The following is an 18,020-nucleotide window of genomic DNA, read 5'->3' on the forward strand; positions in this document are numbered from 1 at the left end:
GGTACGATCGACCCCGACGCGAACCGGACATTTCCGGCTGTGATCGTCACCACTGAGGACACCCCGGCGTTGAGGTTCCTGCCAGCCTGTGTCCGTACACTGCCTACCGCATACGTTCTACCGTTTCACCCGGGGAGGTCTTTTCGTTGGTGCACGCGGCATCAGGATCGGCGCGCACCGCCGACGACGACGAGACCACGGCCACCGCTGTCGAGTCGCCGGACTCCGCCACCGTGGCACCCCGTCCCGCCGAGTCGGCCCCTCCCGCGCCCACGACCAAGCCCCGCGGTCGGGCGCACACCGCCGACTTCGTCCGGGTCGTCCTGTTCACCTTCGTGGTCGTCGCGCACAGCATCAACGCCATCAACGGCGGTGCCGACGAGATCAGGGGCGCGAATCTCGTCGGCACCCTGTGCCACCTGACCCGATACGGCTTCGTGGCGGTGACCCTCTACGTCCTCGTGCTGAGCATGCAGGGTCGGGAGATGTCGCCGTGGCAGTTCTGGCGGCGTCGTTTCGGGCTCGTCGTCGGCCCCTACCTGGCATGGACGCTGATCTACACGATCACCGACCACATCATCATCGCCGACAATCCGTTCCCGCCGATCAGTGAGATGGCGCCGCGCCTCGCGCACGACCTCCTCGTCGGCGAGGGCAAGTACCAGCTGTACTTCCTGCTGATCTCGATGCAGATCTACCTGTTCTTCCCACTGATCTCGTGGCTGTTCGAGCGGGGCCGCGGCCGACCGTGGCTGATGCTGGCCGGCGGAACCGCGATCCAGCTCCTGGTGTTCGTCATCTACCAGTACCTGCCCCGACCGTCGGGTCAGGTGTGGGACGTCGCCTACCAGCACCTGTGGAAGACGCTGCCGATGTACGCGCTCTTCATCACCATGGGAATGCTGGCCGCGCAGCATCGCGAGGCGGTCGATCGTTGGCTCCGCGACCACATGGCGACGGTCGTCCTGGTCGCGGCGGGCTGCGCGGCCTTCACCGTTGCCGGATACCTGTTGGCGACATCGCCGGGCAACGTGCCGTGGAAGGCCAACACCGCCTGGAACCCGGTGTCGCTCCCCTGGTTCATCGGCGGCTTCGTCCTGCTGTGGCTGATCGGCCTCGTCTGGGATGACCGACGCGCCGCCGGCCGGCCCGCCGGCGGAAAACTGGTCTCCCAGGCGACCCTGCGCGCTTTCGGGGTCTTCGCGGTACACCCGCTGATCCTGGACGTCCTCGGACGCGTCGGATTCCTCAGCGGCCTCTTCGACTGGTTCCCGCATTCGGCGATCCTGCGCTCGATCATCTTGGTCGTGCTGGTACTGACGGCCTCGCTGGCGCTCGTCGACGTCCTCCTACGCCTACCGTTCAGCAAATGGCTCACCGCCCGGCCCCGCATCCCCCTGTTGCCGAAGCGGAACAAGAAGAAGCAGGACCGGGCGGTGGAAGTCGGTCAGTCGGCGGGGGCTGAGAAGGAGTCCGCCGGCTAGTTTCTGGCTAGTTGTACTTCGGGTTGTTGATCACCGGGATCTCGATGTTGATCGGCATCCGCAGTTCGGACATGTAGAAGAGCACGAACTGGCGGAGGAACTCGTCGAACAGCCAGTACGCCTCACGCGGCATGCCGACGTTGAGCAGGCCCTCGCGGATCTGTACGTACGGACCCCACGCCGTCTCGAGCAGCGGGCTCCACACGGGCTCCCGCGGGATCTGATACCAGTTGGCGACCTTGTCACCGAGCACGAATCGCGTGAGCGCCCCCAGGACGCCGCGCGAGATCAGCGAGAGGTCGAGGTTCATGCCGAGGTCGAGCAGCATGTCGGCGAGCTTGCGACCCTCGGGGGTCGGCGCCAGGATCGGGTCGAGGACCTGCTGCGCCTGCGAGTCGGCGGCGGCCCAGGAGGCGGGGATGTACTCGTCCTGGACGCCCAGCAGGCGAGCGGTGATCTGCCACGAATGCAGGAATCCGGCGGATTCGTCGGCCGCGATCGGGACGTTCCACTTGTCGAAGTTGCGCATGACGGTCGTCGGCAGGCTGTGCCAGGTGACCATGATGTCGGCCTGACTGATCGGCTTCTTCTCCGTCGCGCCGTGCACCCAGTGCGGCGACTGCGGCAGGAGGTGTCGCACGCCGGCGTGCGCCATACGGGTCTTCACGCAGGTCACGATCATCTCGCCGCCGGGCTGATAGGCGTTGAGCGATCCGATGTCGTATCCGAGCTTCGCGGTCTTGGTGATGCGGTCCTTGAGGTCCCATCCGCCCTTGGAGTAGTAGACCGACCGGGCCTCGCGCGGGATGACGGTGCTCATCATGCCGCTGGCGAAGCCGTACAGGACGCCGAGGTAGGTTCCGCGCTTCTGGTTGAATCGGACCGCGTCGGCCAGCTTGGCCTGGTCGGCCCACGCGGGCAGCTGACGAGCGTGCTCCATGAAGTCGCGCAGTTCCGAGGGCAGCCCGGCGGGCAGCGGCTGCGAGTTACGATGCCACGTGCGCAGCAGGCGATTGACGTTGCGCACCTGCCCGCTGTCGATGACCTTGGCGATCACCGGGTCGGCCTCGTCGTCCCACAGCTGCCGCGGGTCCGCGCCGCGACCGCGGCCCGGCACCGAGTTCGCCGGCGACCACGTCCACGGCGTCGTCTGCGAGAGCGCCGCGACCGCACCGGCTGCGCCGACGACACCGCCCGCGCGTATCAGGTTCCGCCTGTTCAGATCTTCCATGACCCCGTCCCATCACTTCCATGTATCAATGTGACAAACAACGTATCCTTGTATCATTGTTACCACCGCGTGGTCCAGAACACACCTCTTTCGCGAATTTTGCGATCATGGAAGCTCATGCGGTCATGATGTGAGGAAGGGGGTGAGGCGAGTGACCACGCAGCCGTCCGGCGCTTCGCTGTCCAGCTCGCTTCTCCAGCGGGCGTTTCTCGAATCCGCGGCTCAGTCCGACGAGGCCGCCGATCCCACCGCCGAACGTCTGCTCGACGCGGCGTTCGAACTCTTCTGCCGGCTGGGCGTGCAACGGACGCCGATGGAGAAGGTGGCGAAGAGCGCCGGCGTCACGAGAGTCACCCTGTATCGCAAGTTCGCCACCAAGGACGCCCTGGTCGACCAGGTGGTGCTCCGCGAGTTCCGTCGGTACTTCGACCGGTTCCGCGCGGAGATCCCCCGCGCCGACACCGTGGCCGACCGCGTCGTGGTCGGGTTCGTCGGTTCGCTGCGGGCGATCTCCGGCAACCCGCTGATCGGTGAGATCAGCGACGCCGAGCCCAGCATGCTGATCGAATCGATGATCGGCGGCGACGGCATGCTGCTCGCGACGGTCCAGCACTTCGTCGCCGCCCAGCTGCGCCGGGAACAGCTGGCGGGCAACATCTCCGACGAACTCGACGTCGATCTCGTGGCCGAGATGATGGTCCGCATCTCCGCGTCGTTCCTCACCGTGCCCAGCCGCGTCGTCGACATCACCGACGACGCGCAGCTCGCTGCGGTGGCGCGCCAGTTCCTCGTACCGATGCTCAATCCCGCGCAGTAAACCGCCGAACCTGTAAAGATCAGAGCGCTCACCACATCTGAGGAGACTGACGATGCGCTCTTGGTCTGTGATCATCATCCTGGCCGTCTCACAGTTCGTGATGGTGCTCGACAGCACCGTGATGAACGTGTCCATCTCGGTCGTGGCCGACGACCTCGGGACCTCGATCACCGGCATGCAGGCCGCGATCACCTTCTACGCGCTGACGATGGCCGCCTTCATGCTGACCGGAGGCAAGCTCGGCGACCTGATGGGGCGCGCAAGAGCATTCAAGATCGGTGCAGTCATCTACGGCATCGGCTCGCTGACCACGGCGCTGAGTCCCAACCTGACCGTCCTGCTCATCGGCTGGTCACTCGTCGAGGGGCTGGGCGCGGTGCTCGTCATCCCCGCGATCGCATCGCTGGCCGCCATCAACTACACGGGCAAGGCCCGGGTCACCGCATTCTCGATCCTGGGCGCGGTCACCGGGCTGGCCGCCGCCGTCGGCCCGCTGCTCGGTGGCGTGATGACCACATACCTGTCGTGGCGCTACGTGTTCGTCGCCGAGACCGTCGTCATGGTGGCGGTCCTGTTCGCGGCCAAGCTGATTCGTGACGTACCCCGCGACCCGGAGGTACGCATCGACCCGCTCAGCGTCGTGGCATCCGCCGGCGGCCTGTCGCTGATCGTCTACGGCGTACTGCAATCGAAGACGTGGGGTTGGCTGAAGCCGCAGCATCCGCCGGAGATCGGCGGGGACGAGATCGCCCCGCTGGGCGTCTCCCCCGTGGCATACCTGTTGCTCGCCGGGGTCGTCGTGCTCTGGTTGTTCGTCCTGCGGCAGCGCACCCTGGCGACGTCCGGCCGCCAACCGCTGCTGCGTGTCGAACTCTTCCGCATCGCTGCTCTCCGAAGCGGACTCGGCGGTTTCCTCGCCCAGTACTTCGCGATCGCCGCCCTGTTCTTCGTGGTCCCCGTCTACCTGCAGACGATGCTCGGACGCGACGCACTGCAGACCGGGGTGAAGATCCTGCCGCTCTCGGTCGGGCTCGTCCTGTTCTCGATCCTCGGATCCTGGCTCACCGCACGGCGTTCCGCACGGTTCATCGCTCGCGGCGGACAGATCACGATGGCGCTGGGGACACTCCTCGTCATCGCCTCGGTGGGAATCGATCTGCGCAACGCCGCCTTCGCCGCGGGCATGTTCGTGGTCGGCGCCGGCTTCGGTCTGCTCGCTTCACAACTCGGCAACGTCAACATGTCCGCTGTCGAGGAGAAGGACACCTCGGAGGTCGGCGGCCTGCAGGGCACCTTCCAGAACCTGGGGTCGTCGTTCGGCACCGCGGTCGCGGGATCGGTCTTCCTGCTCATGCTGTCGTCGGGCTTCGTGTCGGCGGTCAACGACGCCGAGAACCTCTCCCCCACCGACCAGCAACGCATCATCGCCACCGTCGACGACCAGGGAGTGCCGATCATCTCCGCCGACGAGGCGCGCACCCTCGTCCTCGATGCGGGCGGCTCGGAGCAGTCCGCACAGGCTGTGTCACAGGCCTATTCGGATTCGCAGATCGCGGCCCTGCAGCAGTCGCTGTTCGTCGTCTTCGGCCTGCTCGTGCTGGCGTTGCTGTTCTCGCGGCACCTGCCCAACCGGATACCGGAACCCGGCCCGGCGCTCGAACGGCAGTCGGCCGAGCCCGAGCCGAAATCCGGCTCCTAGTCGATCTTCTTCCTGATCGTCGCTTCCGTGTGCCGCACCGCCTGAGCGGCGAACGGTCCCACGACCTTGCCGAGGAGTTTGCCCGCCATACCGCCGGGGAGGTTGTAGTTGATCTCGACGTCGAGTTCGGTGCCCGATCCACCGTCCGCGTCGGCGAACCGCCACGTCGTGTTCGCGTCGAAACCCTCGACGGCCTTCAACTCGATGAGCTCGTTCTCGACGTACTCGGTGCACTCGACCACCGACTTCAGTGTCTTCGGTCCGACGTCCATCGAGACCGCGAACTTCGCTCCGAGTCCGCTGGTCTTCTCCGTCGTCGGCTCGAACCGGGTGACCCCGAGTAGGTACTCCGGGACGTTCTGGTAACCGTCGATGTAGTCGAAGACCCGCTCGCGCGGCCTGTCGATCTTCGCCTGATGCCGTGCCACTCCCACGATTCTCCCCGTTCGTCTCGTCCGGCCGACCATGCCGGTGCGGCCCTCCGCCTCGACCCTATGCGGTCACGGCCGCTGTCCTGAACATTCGACCCAGTTCGCGTCGCGAACGGCCACTCGGTCAGTACGCTTGGCCGATGACGGCCGGGTCCGGAGTCTCTCGAGTGGTACGTGTCCTCGTCGTCGCGACGGCCACCACCTTCCTCGCGACTGCCTGCGGCTCGGATCCAGCCGAGCCGGAAGCGAGTCCGGTCACCTGCGCCGAGATCCCCAACGGCGAGATGATCGACGCCCAGACGATGACGGCCGCACCCACCGACATCGCCACCAGACCGGAAGTCGCGTCCGGCTTCCGAACAGGGATGAGACCGGTCGTCACCGACACCTACGCAGCGGCAACCGCCAATCCGCTCGCGACCCGCGCGGCCTGCGAGGTGCTGCGCGACGGCGGGACGGCCGCCGACGCCCTGGTCACCGCGCAGATGGTGCTGGGACTCGTCGAGCCGCAGTCCTCCGGGATCGGCGGAGGCGCCTTCGCGCTCTACTACGACGCGGGGTCGAAGAGCGTGCGGGCCTTCGACGGTCGCGAGACGGCGCCGGCGGCGGCCACCGAGACCTACCTGACCCGGATCGCCCCCGACGATCCCACCCCACCCGCGCCGAGTGCCCGCGCCTCGGGACGGTCCATCGGCGTGCCGGGCTTGCTGCGCATGCTCGAGATGGTCCATGCCGACTTCGGCGGACAACCATGGCGAGATCTGTTCGATCCGGCGATCGAATTGGCCGACAACGGGTTCGACATAAGCCCGCGGCTGGCGACCGCGATCGCCGCGTCGGCGGCCGAACTCGGTGCCGACGACGAGGCCCGCTCCTACTTCCTCGCGAGTGACGGCGCCGCGAAGCCGGCGGGCACGCGGCTCGTCAACCCCGCGTACGCCAAGACGCTCGGCGCCCTCGCCGCCGACGGCGCGGGCGCGATGTACGACGGGCCGCTCGCCCGAGCCATCGTCGCCGAGGCCGGCAGCACCGCGGGCGGCATGACACCGAGCCTGATGACCGAGCAGGATCTACGCGACTACCGTGCCATCGCCCGGGAGCCGGTGGTCACCACCTATCGGGGGCGACAGATCGTGGCCATGCCCGGACCGTCGTCCGGCGGGATCGCCGTCGCGTCGGCGCTGGGCATCCTGGCGAACTTCGATCTGCCGTCGATGCCGCCGTCCGATCTCGACGCCGACGGCGGGCGTCCCGACCCAGCCGCCGTGCACCTCGTCACCGAGGCCGAACGCCTCGCCTACGCCGATCGCGACAAGTATGTGGCCGACCCGGACTTCGTCCCGCTGCCCGGGCGCGGGGTCGCGACCATCCTCGATCCGGCCTATCTGCGGTCTCGGGCAGCGCTCATCTCACCCGACTCCTCGCTCGGCGAGGCGCCGGCGGGTGACCTCGGACCGGTGCCCCTGGGGTCGCACCCGGGCACCGAACACGGAACCAGTCACATCACCGTCGCCGACCGGTACGGCAACGTCGCCACGATGACGACGACCATCGAATCCGCCTTCGGCAGTTACCACATGGTCGACGGGTTCCTACTCAACAACGAGTTGACCGACTTCTCTGCCGAACCCCGCGACGACGACGGGACGCTGCTCGCCAACCGGGTCTCGCCGGGCAAGCGGCCGCGCTCGTCGATGGCGCCCACACTCGTTCTGCAGCCCGGCGCCGACGGAGCGCCGGCCGAGGTGGTCGCGGCCCTGGGTTCCCCCGGCGGGTCGGTGATCATCCAGTTCGTCATCAAGACGATCGTCGGGATGCTGGACTGGGGCCTCGATCCCCAGCAGGCCGTGTCGATGATCGACTTCGGCTCGGCCAACACCCCGACCTCCAACGTCGGCGGCGAACACCCGCTCGTCGACACCACGGACGACGGCGCACACGATCCGTTGGTCCGCGGCCTCCGGGAACGCGGAGCCGAGGTGTCGGTCGAGGAACAGTCGAGCGGGCTCAGCGCCCTGCTGCGACACGGCGGCGGCTGGATCGGCGGCGCCGATCCGCGCCGCGAGGGCGCGGTGATGGGCGACAACGCGACGCTGCGGTAGACCATCGCGCCACGGGTTTTCGGGAAACGGCGTTGCCTCGACCGGTTCCGAGGGGCACTAGTTTTCCTCGGCGTCACATGGGGGCAATCGGGCGCATACACCCAGCTCATAGCGTCGAAGCGCTCGCAATTGCGACAAACGGCGTACCGACGTCGTCGTGCGCCCCCGCGCACAGGGGGCCCAGATCATCCAGGAGTGTCCATGAGTGGCAGCATGTCCCGCCGACAGGCGATCGAGGCCGTGACGACCTACGACGTGTCGGCGCCGGGGTTCACCGAACCCCTCGCAGACACGTTCGGGCGCAATGTGTTCAGCCTGTCGGTCATGAAGAAGCGGCTGCCCAAGCACGTTTTCAAAGCGGTCGCCGCGACCGTCGACACCGGCTGCGCGCTCGACCCCACCCTCGCCGACTACGTCGCGGTGGCCATGAAGGACTGGGCCATCGAGAAGGGCGCCACCCACTACGCCCACGTCTTCTACCCGCTCACCGGTTTCACGGCCGAGAAACACGACTCGTTCCTCGAACCCGATTCCACCGGCGCATCGCTCGCCGAGTTCGCGGGCAAGACGCTGCTGCAGGGCGAGCCCGACGCGTCGAGCTTCCCCAACGGCGGTCTGCGCGGCACCTTCGAAGCCCGCGGCTACACGGGCTGGGACGTCACCAGTCCCGCGTACATCCTGGAGAACCCGAACGGCAACACCCTCTGCATCCCGACGATCTTCATCTCGTGGACCGGCGAGGCCCTCGACAAGAAGACCCCGCTCCTGCGCAGCCAACAGGCCATGAGCAAGCAGGCCATGCGGTTGCTCCGCCTCTTCGGCCACGACGACGTCGACACCGTCGTCTCCTACGCCGGCGCCGAGCAGGAGTACTTCCTGATCGACGAGCACTTCTTCTATGCGCGACCAGATCTCATGACCTGCAACCGAACCCTGTTCGGCGCACCGCCGTCGAAGGGCCAGGAGTTCGACGACCACTACTTCGGTGCCATCCCGGAACGCGTGCTGTCGTTCATGATCGAACTCGACCGCGAGCTGTTCAAGCAGGGGATCCCGGCGAAGACCCGGCACAACGAGGTCGCGCCCGGCCAGTTCGAGATCGCACCGGTCTTCGAGCGGTCGGTCCTCGCCCACGACCATCAGCAGCTGATGATGACCACGATGAAGGCCGTCGCCGAGAAGTACGGTATGAAATGCCTGCTGCACGAGAAGCCGTTCTCCGGCGTCAACGGTTCGGGCAAGCACGTCAACTTCTCGCTCGGCAACGCCAATCAGGGCAACCTGCTCAATCCCGGCGACACCCCGCACGAGAACATGCAGTTCCTGACCTTTTGCGGCGCGATCATCCGCTCGGTGCACCTCTACGGCGGGCTCCTCCGCGCGGCGGTCGCGTCGGCGTCGAACGATCATCGTCTCGGCGCCAATGAGGCTCCGCCGGCGATCATCTCGATCTTCCTCGGCGACCAGCTGATGGACGTCTTCGAGCAGATCGCCAAGGGCGGCGCCACCGGTTCCAAGGCCGCGGGGGTCATCGAACTCGGGGTCGACACCCTGCCGCCCCTCAAAGCCGATCCGGGGGATCGCAACCGCACCAGCCCCTTCGCGTTCACCGGCAACCGATTCGAGTACCGCGCACCGGGTTCCAATCAGTCGATCTCCGATCCCATGGTCGCCATCAACACGATCCTCGCCGACTCCATCGACTTCATCGCCTCGGACCTCGAGAAGCTCCTCGCCGACGGTCTCGAACTCGCGGACGCCGTCCAGAAGGTGTTGCAGGAGATCGCCAATGCCCACGGCTCGGTCATCTTCAACGGCAACGGCTACTCCGACGAATGGCAGGAAGAGGCCGCCGCCCGCGGACTGAAGAACCTACGGACGACGGTCGACGCGGTGACGGAGTACACCTCGCCGGACGTCGTCGAGATCTTCGAGAAGTACGGCGTGCTGTCGGCCCGCGAACTCGAGGCCCGCGAGGACGTCATCTTCGAGTACTACGCGCTCACCCTCCTCGTCGAGGCCAAGGAGACCGCGGAGATCGCCAAGACGATGATCATGCCGGCCGCGATCCGGTACCAGGGTGAGCTCGCCGGGACGGCGGCGTCGCTCAAGATGGCCGGAATCGAGGCTCCCACACCGTTGCTCGAGGAACTGACCGGACTGATCAGCACGTTGCACGACGGGTTGACGGCCCTCGATGCCGGTATCGCCGGCATGCACGGCGAGTCCACCTTCGAGGAGTCGAAGTACGCGCTGGAGAAACTGGTCCCGGCCATGGCCGCGGTCCGCGAGGTCGCCGACACCCTCGAGTCCATCGTCGCCGACGATCTGTGGCCGCTGCCGACCTACAACGAGATGCTCACGATTCTCTGATCCCGCATCGTCGACACGCCCCTTGCGCATCGCGCAGGGGGCGTGTTGTTGCGCGCCTGGAGTTGTGTGGCGTGACGCCCAGCCGCACACCCGCATTTGTATCTCTACCCTCCCGTGAGGGTAGAGTTGGTCCGTCCTGCGGGGCGGCGTCGGCCGTCGGAATCGCCCGACGCCCGCGAGGGTGGGTGACCCCTTCCGCGACAGACGTTTCCGTTACCTCACGAAAGTCGAGACGCCGATGACGGCCGAGGTGCTGACTCCTGCCCGACAACAGTCGGTGCTGGCGACCCTGCGCTCCCCGCGGCGCCTGCGTACCGAGGTCCTCGCCGGTCTCGTGGTGGCGCTCGCGCTCATCCCCGAGGCCATCTCGTTCTCGATCATCGCCGGGGTCGACCCGCGGGTGGGCCTGTTCGCCTCGTTCACGATGGCGGTGACGATCGCCATCGTCGGCGGCCGTCCGGCGATGATCTCCGCCGCCACCGGGGCGGTGGCGCTGGTGGTGGCCCCCCTGGTCGCCAGTCACGGCCTGGATCACCTGATCGCCGCGGTGCTCCTCGCCGGGGTCATCCAGATCGTCCTCGGCGCAGTGGGTGTCGCCCGTCTGATGCGGTTCATCCCGCGCAGCGTGATGGTCGGATTCGTCAACGCACTGGCCATCCTCATCTTCACGGCTCAACTCCCCCACCTGCTGGGGGTGCCGTGGCTGGTCTATCCCCTCGTCGCGGCGGGGCTTGCGATCATCGTCGGTCTGCCGCGGCTCACCACGGCGATCCCATCACCACTCGTCGCGATCGTGCTGCTCACTGCGGTCACGCTCGCGGTCGGGTTCTCCGTCCCCGACGTCGGCGACGAGGGCGACCTGCCGGACAGTCTGCCCACGTTGTTCTTTCCCGACGTCCCGCTGAACTGGGAGACGCTGTCGGTCATCGCGCCCTACGCCTTCACCATGGCACTCGTCGGCCTCCTCGAATCGCTGATGACCGCCAAGCTCGTCGACGACCTCACGGACACCCACTCCGACAAGACGCGTGAAGCCACCGGTCAGGGCATCGCCAACATCGTGACCGGTCTCTTCGGCGGCATGGGCGGGTGCGCGATGATCGGCCAGACCATGATCAACGTCAAGGAGTCCCGGGCCCGCACCCGCATCTCGACGTTTCTGGCCGGACTCTTCCTGCTCATCCTGGTCGTCGGGCTGGGTGACATCGTCGCGCTGATCCCGATGGCCGCGCTCGTCGCCGTCATGATCATGGTGTCGGTCGGCACCCTGGATTGGCACAGCGTCAACCCGAAGACCCTGCGGCGCATGCCGAAGAGCGAGACGGCCGTGATGCTCGCGACCGTCGTCGTCACCGTGACCACCCACAATCTCGCGTACGGGGTGATCGTGGGCGTCCTGACGGCGATGGTCCTGTTCGCGCGCCGGGTCGCCCACTTCACGGAGGTGGTCGATGTCGCCGATCCCGAACCCGGAACCCGCGTCTACGCGGTGCGGGGCGAGTTGTTCTTCGCGTCCAGCAACGACCTCGTGTACCAGTTCGACTATGTCGGCGACCCGGACGACGTCGTCATCGACATGAGCGGCGCACACATCTGGGACGCGTCGACGGTCGCTACGCTCGATGCCGTCACCACCAAGTACGCAGCCAAGGGCAAGACCGCCACCATCGTCGGCCTCGACGACCACAGCGCCGAGCGTCATCGACGCCTCAGCGGACAGCTCGGCGGCGAGGGCTGACCGGGTAGAGAGGACAGGTCGTGACCGACGACGGGACCGACACCGCCGAGCACCTGCAGATCGGCACGGTGGCAACGGAAACCGGGTTGTCCATCAAGACGATCCGCCACTACGACGAGGTCGGTCTGGTCGTCCCGTCCGCCCGCTCGGCCGGGCGCTTCCGGCTGTACACCCGGGCCGACATCGATCGGCTGTTCGTGATCCGGCGGATGAAGCCACTCGGTTTCACCCTCGACGACATGCGCGCACTCCTGCATGCCGAGAGCGTCCTCGACGACTCCGACGCGGCGCCGGCGGACCGGCGGGCGGCGCTCGAGGCGGTCGCGGAGTTCCGGCAGCGCGCACGACTGGCGTGCGAGAAGCTCGAGCGGCAACTGGAATATGCGCACGAACTCACCGCTCAGCTGTCGGATCGACTGACCGATCCGGCGTGATCCGGCCGGGCACGTGGGCCCTACCCCAGCGGCCACCGGGTGCCGGTGCGGGCCTCGGCCTCGGTCCAGAGTCGACCGGCCAGCTCGTAGTCGCACGCCGCGAGCGATCGGCCCGACAGCACCGGTCGGCCGCGCAGTCCCCACGGTCCGTCGACCCCCACGTAGCTGCCCGGCGGGATCGGCTCGGTCAGGCAATGCAGGGTGGGTGCCGCGCCGGCGTCGAGATCGTTGCCGACGACACCCGCCAGGCCCTGCGCCGCGCGGTGCAGAACGCCCAGGCCCGGCTTGTTCGAGATGTTCGACGCGGCCCAGCCGGGATCGGTGAGCATCGAGGTCACCGGCGACCCGACGTCGCGCAACCGTCGGTCGAGTTCGAGACCCCACAGCATCACCGCGAGTTTCGACCCGGTGTAGGCCCGCGGCGACGACCACCGGGTGCGTCGGAGGTCCAGGTCGGCGGGGTCGATGCGGGCGCGGCGATGCCCCTCCGAACCCACGGACACGATCTGCCGCCTGATGCGTGGCAGGAGCAGGTTGGTCAGGGCGAACGGCCCGAGGAAATTGGTGCCCATCCCGAGTTCGAATCCGTCCCGCGTCGTCCGATGCTGATGCGGGAACATGCCGGCGTTGTTGACCAGCACATCGATCGGGCCGTCGAGTTCCTCGACGAAGGTCCGCACCGAGGCGAGGTCGGCGAGATCGAGCCGGATCACCTCGCAGTCACCGCCGAATTCCCGTGCGCGCCGGGCGCCGAGATCGGTGTCGCGGACGGCCAGGACCACCTGCACACCGGCCCGGGCGAGCGCGCGGGCGGTGGCCATCCCGATACCGTTCGTCGCACCGGTGACGACGACCCGCGAGCCGGTCAGGTCGGACAGGGACTTCGACGATGAGGGCATGGGCGCCACGGTACCCACCGGCCGGCCGGGCGGGGTGGCACTCGGTCGGGGTGGGACTCGGGGGCGCAGCGACTCTCACCGAACGCGCAGGGACAGCGCCACGACGAGACGCGTCGCCGGGTCGTCGAGATCCATCCCGGTCAGGGTCTGCACTCGACGGATGCGGTAGCGCAAGGTGTTCGGATGGACGTGCAGCGCCGCCGCTGCCGCGCGGACGTCACCGAAATGGTCGAGGTAGGCGCGCAACGACGCGGTGAACTCGCTGCCGCTGCGAGTATCGAGATCCGCGAGCCCGGCGACCCGGCTGTCGACGAGATCGGGGTTCTCCGAGAGCAATCCGATGATCTCGGCGAGCAGCACCCCGGTGCGGGATCGCTCGACGGTGGTGACGTCGTCGATCAGGTCGGCGTCGCGACCGGCGGCGTCCAGGACACGATCGATCGCAGAGCGCAGATCGGTTGCGGCGGCGATGGTGACGGGGCCGGCGACGACCGCGCGTGCCGGCACGCCGAATTGGCGGTCGGCGGCGTCGACGGAGATCCGCGCCCACGTGACGGCGTCGTCGAGCGGGACGCCTGGGAGCACGACGTACGCGCGGTCACCGATCGTGACCGTGACCGACAGCGGACTGAAAGCGCTGGCGTGCAGCATGAGTGCCGAGACCTGCCCGGCGCGGATGCCGTCGGGGGCCGTGAACCCCACGACCGTCACCGTGGCGGTCGGCGCGATGCCGAGCTGGGCGGCGAGGTGGTCTGTGTCGACCGGGACTCCGCCGACACCGAGGAGTCGCCGGACCCGCTGATCGTGGTCGGAGCCTGCCGAACGCCGTCGCGAGATCACCCGGGCCGCCACAGCTGCGGCGCCGACGAGTACCTCGTCGGTGTCGCGGGCCGGCGGGCGCGACCCCTCCTGCAGCCAGACGACCCCCATCAGGACGTCGGAGCGATCGCCGGGTGGGCCCGACGCCGGACGGATGGCGACCGCGCGACGCGGCCGAAGTCCGAGATCGGTGCGTGCGTCGACCATCACGACTCCGGACGACTTCCGGACCGCGTCCATCACGCCCCACTCCCGCAACCAGGCCAGCATCTCCGGCGGCCCCTCGCGGCCCAGGATCGACAGTCTGCGCAACTCGTCGGCCTCCTCGCCAGCCGAGCTGTAGGCGAGGACGTGCGCGTGCTCGTCCTCGATGCTCACCAGACCACCGGTCCGGCGGGCGACCTCCGCGGCGAGCTCGAACAGGTCGCCGGTGCTTCCCGACTCCATGGACTCGCCGCTCCCGACCGCGCCGCGTGCGGCGTCGAGCACCCGGGTGACGAGGTTGTAGATGCGTTCCCAGCGGGCGTGCGGATCGATGGCGATGACCGCGATGCCCAGTCGATCGGCGAGGCCGACCAGGGTCTGTGCGGGGTTCTTGGCCAGTACGGCGACCGGGCGGTGCGCCCCGAGGCCGCCGAGCCACTCCACGACGACGTCGTCGGCGAGTCCGACCAGGAGGAACAGGTCGGCGGATCGGGCGGCGTGCCCGAGCCCGTAGTGCACGTCGTCGGCGTCGACCATCGCCATCGTCGACACCGGCGCGTCGAGACCGCGGGGCGACGAGACCAGGGTCGCGACGGTCTGGTCAAGGGCGAGGACCAACCGCCCGAGCGCGATACCGGCAGTCTTGTCCATACGGACAAGACTAAGAGACCCACCTCGGCTGATCGGCCATATCGCGACGTCGAAAGGGACGGTGGACTGAGGTCATGGATGCCATCACCACTCCCCCTCGACCGTCGAACGAACCCGTCCACAGCTATGCCCCCGGTTCGCCCGAGCGTGCGCGCATCGTCGACGAGCTGGCGCTACAGTCGCATGCCGGCCGCCGCGAGTTCCCGCACATCATCGGCGGCCACCTGAGCCTCGGGGCGGGTGAGGAGATCGACGTCGTCCAGCCCCACGCACACCGCGAGGTACTCGGCTTCATCACCAACGCCACCCACGACGACGCCCGCGCCGCGGTGGACGCCGCTCGCGCCGCCGCCCCCGACTGGGCTCACACGAGCTTCGACGACCGCGCGGCCGTGATCCTGCGCGCCGCCGAGCTGCTGGCCGGGCCGTGGCGCGAGCGGATCGCGGCGGCGACGATGCTCGGTCAGTCGAAGTCGGTGCAGCAGGCCGAGATCGACGCCCCTTGCGAGCTCGTCGACTTCTGGCGGTTCAACGTCGCCTTCGCGCGTGAGATCCTCGCCGAGCAACCGGAGTCGTCGCCCGGGGTGTGGAACCGGCTTGACCACCGTCCACTGGACGGGTTCGTCTACGCCGTGACCCCGTTCAACTTCACCGCCATCGCCGCCAATCTGCCCACCGCCCCCGTGTTGATGGGCAACACCGTCGTCTGGAAGCCCTCCCCCACCCAGGCGTACTCCGCGCAGCTGACCATGGCGCTGCTCGAGGCCGCCGGATTACCGCCCGGGGTGATCAACCTCGTCCACGGCGACGGTGCCGCGGTCTCGGACGTCGTTCTCGCCGACGAGGATCTGGCCGGGATCCATTTCACCGGGTCGACGAGGACGTTCCGTCATCTGTGGCGTGAGGTCGGTGCCAACATCGAGCACTACCGGAACTACCCGCGCCTCGTCGGCGAGACCGGTGGCAAGGACTTCATCGTCGCGCACGCCTCGGCCGAACCTCATGCGTTGCGAACGGCGTTGACGCGCGGCGCTTTCGAGTACCAGGGACAGAAGTGTTCGGCGGCGTCGCGCGCGTATGTCGCCAGGTCGGTGTGGGAGCGGATGGGTGACGAGTTCCTCGGCGAGGCCGACGAACTCGCCTATGGCGACGTCCGAGATCTGACGAACTTCGGTGGTGCGGTGATCGATCGGCGCGCGTTCGACAAGCAGGTCGCGGCCATCGACCGGGCCAAGTCGTCGGCGTCGCTGACCGTCGCGGTCGGCGGCGTCTGCGATGACACCGAGGGGTACTTCGTCCGACCCACGGTCTTGGTGTCCGACGACCCGACCGACGAGGCGTTCGCCATAGAGTACTTCGGTCCGATCCTCGCGGTTCACGTCTACGACGACGCCGACTACGAGAACATTCTCGGCCTGGTCGATTCGACGGCGCAGTACGCACTCACGGGGTCGGTCATGGCGACCGATGTCGCCGCGGTCGCGCTCGCCTCCGACCGGCTGCGGAACGCGGCGGGCAACTTCTACGTCAATGACAAGCCCACCGGCGCGGTGGTCGGGCAGCAACCCTTCGGCGGCGGCCGGGCGTCGGGAACCAACGACAAAGCCGGGTCGAAGCAGAACCTGATGCGCTGGACCTCGACCCGCACGATCAAGGAGACCTTCTCACCTCCCACCACCTCGTCGTACCCGCACATGGTCGCCGACTGGACGGCGCTGTGATGGGGTCCGTCTTCGACACCGTGCTGCGGCCCGCGATCGTCGCGGCATCGCGCAGCGAGCGGATCAAGGACGCGTCCCAGCGGTGGCCGGTCACCGGACGAGTGGTCCGCCGATTCGTGCCGGGCGAGTCGCTCGACGCCGCCATGGCCGCCGTCGGGGCCGAACTCGCCGACGGACTCTCCGTCTCGGTCGACTTCCTGGGCGAGGACACCCTCGACGAATCCCAGGCGGACGCCACGGTGACCGCGTATCTGGCTCTGCTCAAGTCTCTGTCGGGACGCCGTCCGGCACCTGCCGGGTCGTTGGAGGTGTCGCTGAAGCTGACCGCGCTCGGTCTCGCACTGCCGGAGCACGGCGCGAAGATCGCCGAGGAGAACGCGCGCACGATCGTCGAGGCGGCCGATGGCCTGGACGTCGTGGTCACCGTGGACGCCGAGGATCACACCACCGTCGACCAGCGGCTGGCGATCGTGCGGTCGTTGCGCTCCGAGTTCCCGGAGACCGGGACCGTGCTGCAGGCCTGCCTGCGCCGCACCGAGGACGACTGCGCCGAATTCGCGGCGTCGGGCGCCCGAATCCGGTTGTGTAAAGGCGCTTATGCCGAACCGCCCGCGGTCGCGTTCACCGACCGCCGCCAGGTCGACGACAGCTATCAGCGGTGCCTCCGGATACTGATGAAGGGCTCCGGTTATCCGATGGTCGCCAGCCACGACCCCAGGATGATCGACGCCGCGAGAATCCTCGCCGACGAATTCGGTCGCGCGCCGGACAGCTGGGAACACCAGATGCTGTACGGAATACGGGCCGACGAGCAGCGCCGGTTGGCAGCCGCCGGCGCACGTGTCCGGGTCTACATCCCCTACGGCGAGCAGTGGTACGGGTACCTGGTCCGACGCCTGGCCGAACGTCCGGCGAACCTGGGGTTCTTTCTGCGCGCGCTGGCCGGATGAGGCCCCCCGACCAGTCGACTGTGCGTCGGTTTTCGTTGACTGTGCGGCACTGGGCCACTGCTTCCGGATCCGAAACGCTGGATCTGCGGTTGCCGGAGCGCTGAAAGCCGCCCGCTGGGTCGAGCACAGCAACTACCAGAGGGCGGTGGGCCGGCGACCGCCAGACTTCAACTCGACCGGCAGACTTCGATCGAGGTCTGGGAATCGAGTTGAAGTCTGCCGGTCACAAATCGGGCAGATACGCGAGATAGTCCCGACAGTCAACGCGAATCACGCACTGTCAACCAAAAACACTGCACAGCGGACGAATTCGCGTGTCTCGTGCCTGTGGAAAACCCTCGAAATCGAACGAATGTGGATCTCCTGATCTGAAAGTGGGCGGTTTTCGGTCAGTTTCGATGTGGGAGTTCTGGGCATGCGCCGCCCCTGGTGAGGTTCGCCATCGCGATCAAAGCGTCGGGAGTGTG

The 18,020-nt window shown here is 67.8% G+C and carries 13 protein-coding genes; 9 read left to right on the forward strand and 4 right to left on the reverse strand.

All coding sequences use genetic code 11. The features are described from left to right. The first annotated feature begins 149 nt into the window (after positions 1-149). On the forward strand, positions 150-1,484 hold the full coding sequence (locus FFS52_RS04370; protein WP_137808954.1) for an acyltransferase: 1,335 nt from the start codon (positions 150-152) through the stop codon (positions 1,482-1,484). Positions 1,485-1,491: 7 nt separating this feature from the next. Here the strand turns inward: FFS52_RS04370 and FFS52_RS04375 are convergent, their stop codons facing one another. Then, positions 1,492-2,715 carry an oxygenase MpaB family protein gene (locus FFS52_RS04375; RefSeq protein ID WP_058251559.1) on the reverse strand — a complete coding sequence of 408 codons (1,224 nt, stop codon included), beginning with the start codon at positions 2,713-2,715 and terminating at the stop codon, positions 1,492-1,494. 151 nt (positions 2,716-2,866) lie between these two features. Between FFS52_RS04375 and FFS52_RS04380 the strand changes: the two genes are divergently transcribed. Both FFS52_RS04380 and FFS52_RS04385 read left to right on the forward strand, forming a co-directional pair. Beyond that, positions 2,867-3,532: a TetR/AcrR family transcriptional regulator gene (locus FFS52_RS04380; protein WP_137808955.1), complete on the forward strand. Its 666-nt coding sequence runs from the start codon at positions 2,867-2,869 to the stop codon at positions 3,530-3,532. 52 nt (positions 3,533-3,584) lie between these two features. After that, positions 3,585-5,231, forward strand: a complete 1,647-nt coding sequence (locus FFS52_RS04385; protein WP_137808956.1) for an MFS transporter — start codon at positions 3,585-3,587, stop codon at positions 5,229-5,231. On the opposite strand, the gene FFS52_RS04390 is transcribed toward FFS52_RS04385, so the two are convergent. Next, on the reverse strand, positions 5,228-5,665 hold the full coding sequence (locus FFS52_RS04390; protein WP_137808957.1) for an SRPBCC family protein: 438 nt from the start codon (positions 5,663-5,665) through the stop codon (positions 5,228-5,230). The two genes, FFS52_RS04385 and FFS52_RS04390, sit on opposite strands and share 4 nt — an antisense overlap. Positions 5,666-5,802: 137 nt before the next feature. Here FFS52_RS04390 and FFS52_RS04395 point away from each other — a divergent pair, with 137 nt between their 5' ends. The 4 genes from FFS52_RS04395 (at position 5,803) to FFS52_RS04410 (ending at position 12,309) form a co-directional block, all read left to right on the forward strand. Next, on the forward strand, positions 5,803-7,764 hold the full coding sequence (locus FFS52_RS04395) for a gamma-glutamyltransferase family protein (protein WP_137808958.1): 1,962 nt from the start codon (positions 5,803-5,805) through the stop codon (positions 7,762-7,764). A 201-nt stretch (positions 7,765-7,965) separates the two neighbouring features. Continuing rightward, positions 7,966-10,137 (forward strand): glutamine synthetase III, encoded by a 2,172-nt coding sequence (locus FFS52_RS04400; protein WP_137808959.1) that lies wholly within the window; start codon positions 7,966-7,968, stop codon positions 10,135-10,137. Positions 10,138-10,375: 238 nt separating this feature from the next. Further along, entirely contained in the window at positions 10,376-11,875 is a 1,500-nt protein-coding gene (locus tag FFS52_RS04405) for a SulP family inorganic anion transporter (protein ID WP_078113463.1), read from the forward strand. A 20-nt stretch (positions 11,876-11,895) separates the two neighbouring features. Continuing rightward, positions 11,896-12,309 carry a MerR family transcriptional regulator gene (locus tag FFS52_RS04410; protein ID WP_058251565.1) on the forward strand — a complete coding sequence of 138 codons (414 nt, stop codon included), beginning with the start codon at positions 11,896-11,898 and terminating at the stop codon, positions 12,307-12,309. Between the two features lie 20 nt (positions 12,310-12,329). Here the strand turns inward: FFS52_RS04410 and FFS52_RS04415 are convergent, their stop codons facing one another. Both FFS52_RS04415 and FFS52_RS04420 read right to left on the reverse strand, forming a co-directional pair. Next, entirely contained in the window at positions 12,330-13,208 is an 879-nt protein-coding gene (locus tag FFS52_RS04415; RefSeq protein WP_137811479.1) for an SDR family NAD(P)-dependent oxidoreductase, read from the reverse strand. Between the two features lie 75 nt (positions 13,209-13,283). Then, on the reverse strand, positions 13,284-14,882 hold the full coding sequence (locus tag FFS52_RS04420) for a helix-turn-helix domain-containing protein (RefSeq protein WP_137808960.1): 1,599 nt from the start codon (positions 14,880-14,882) through the stop codon (positions 13,284-13,286). Between the two features lie 74 nt (positions 14,883-14,956). On the opposite strand from FFS52_RS04420, the gene pruA reads away from it, so the two are divergent. Together pruA and FFS52_RS04430 are read left to right on the forward strand one after the other, a co-directional pair. Next, positions 14,957-16,603, forward strand: a complete 1,647-nt coding sequence (gene pruA, locus FFS52_RS04425) for an L-glutamate gamma-semialdehyde dehydrogenase (protein ID WP_078113422.1) — start codon at positions 14,957-14,959, stop codon at positions 16,601-16,603. Beyond that, positions 16,603-17,553, forward strand: a complete 951-nt coding sequence (locus tag FFS52_RS04430) for a proline dehydrogenase family protein (RefSeq protein ID WP_137808961.1) — start codon at positions 16,603-16,605, stop codon at positions 17,551-17,553. Before pruA ends, FFS52_RS04430 begins: the two co-directional genes overlap by 1 nt. Positions 17,554-18,020: the final 467 nt, after the last annotated feature.

Origin of the sequence: Gordonia sp. ALPHA1B1 (assembly GCF_005502615.1) — a bacterium.
Classification (GTDB): domain Bacteria; phylum Actinomycetota; class Actinomycetes; order Mycobacteriales; family Mycobacteriaceae; genus Gordonia; species Gordonia hongkongensis.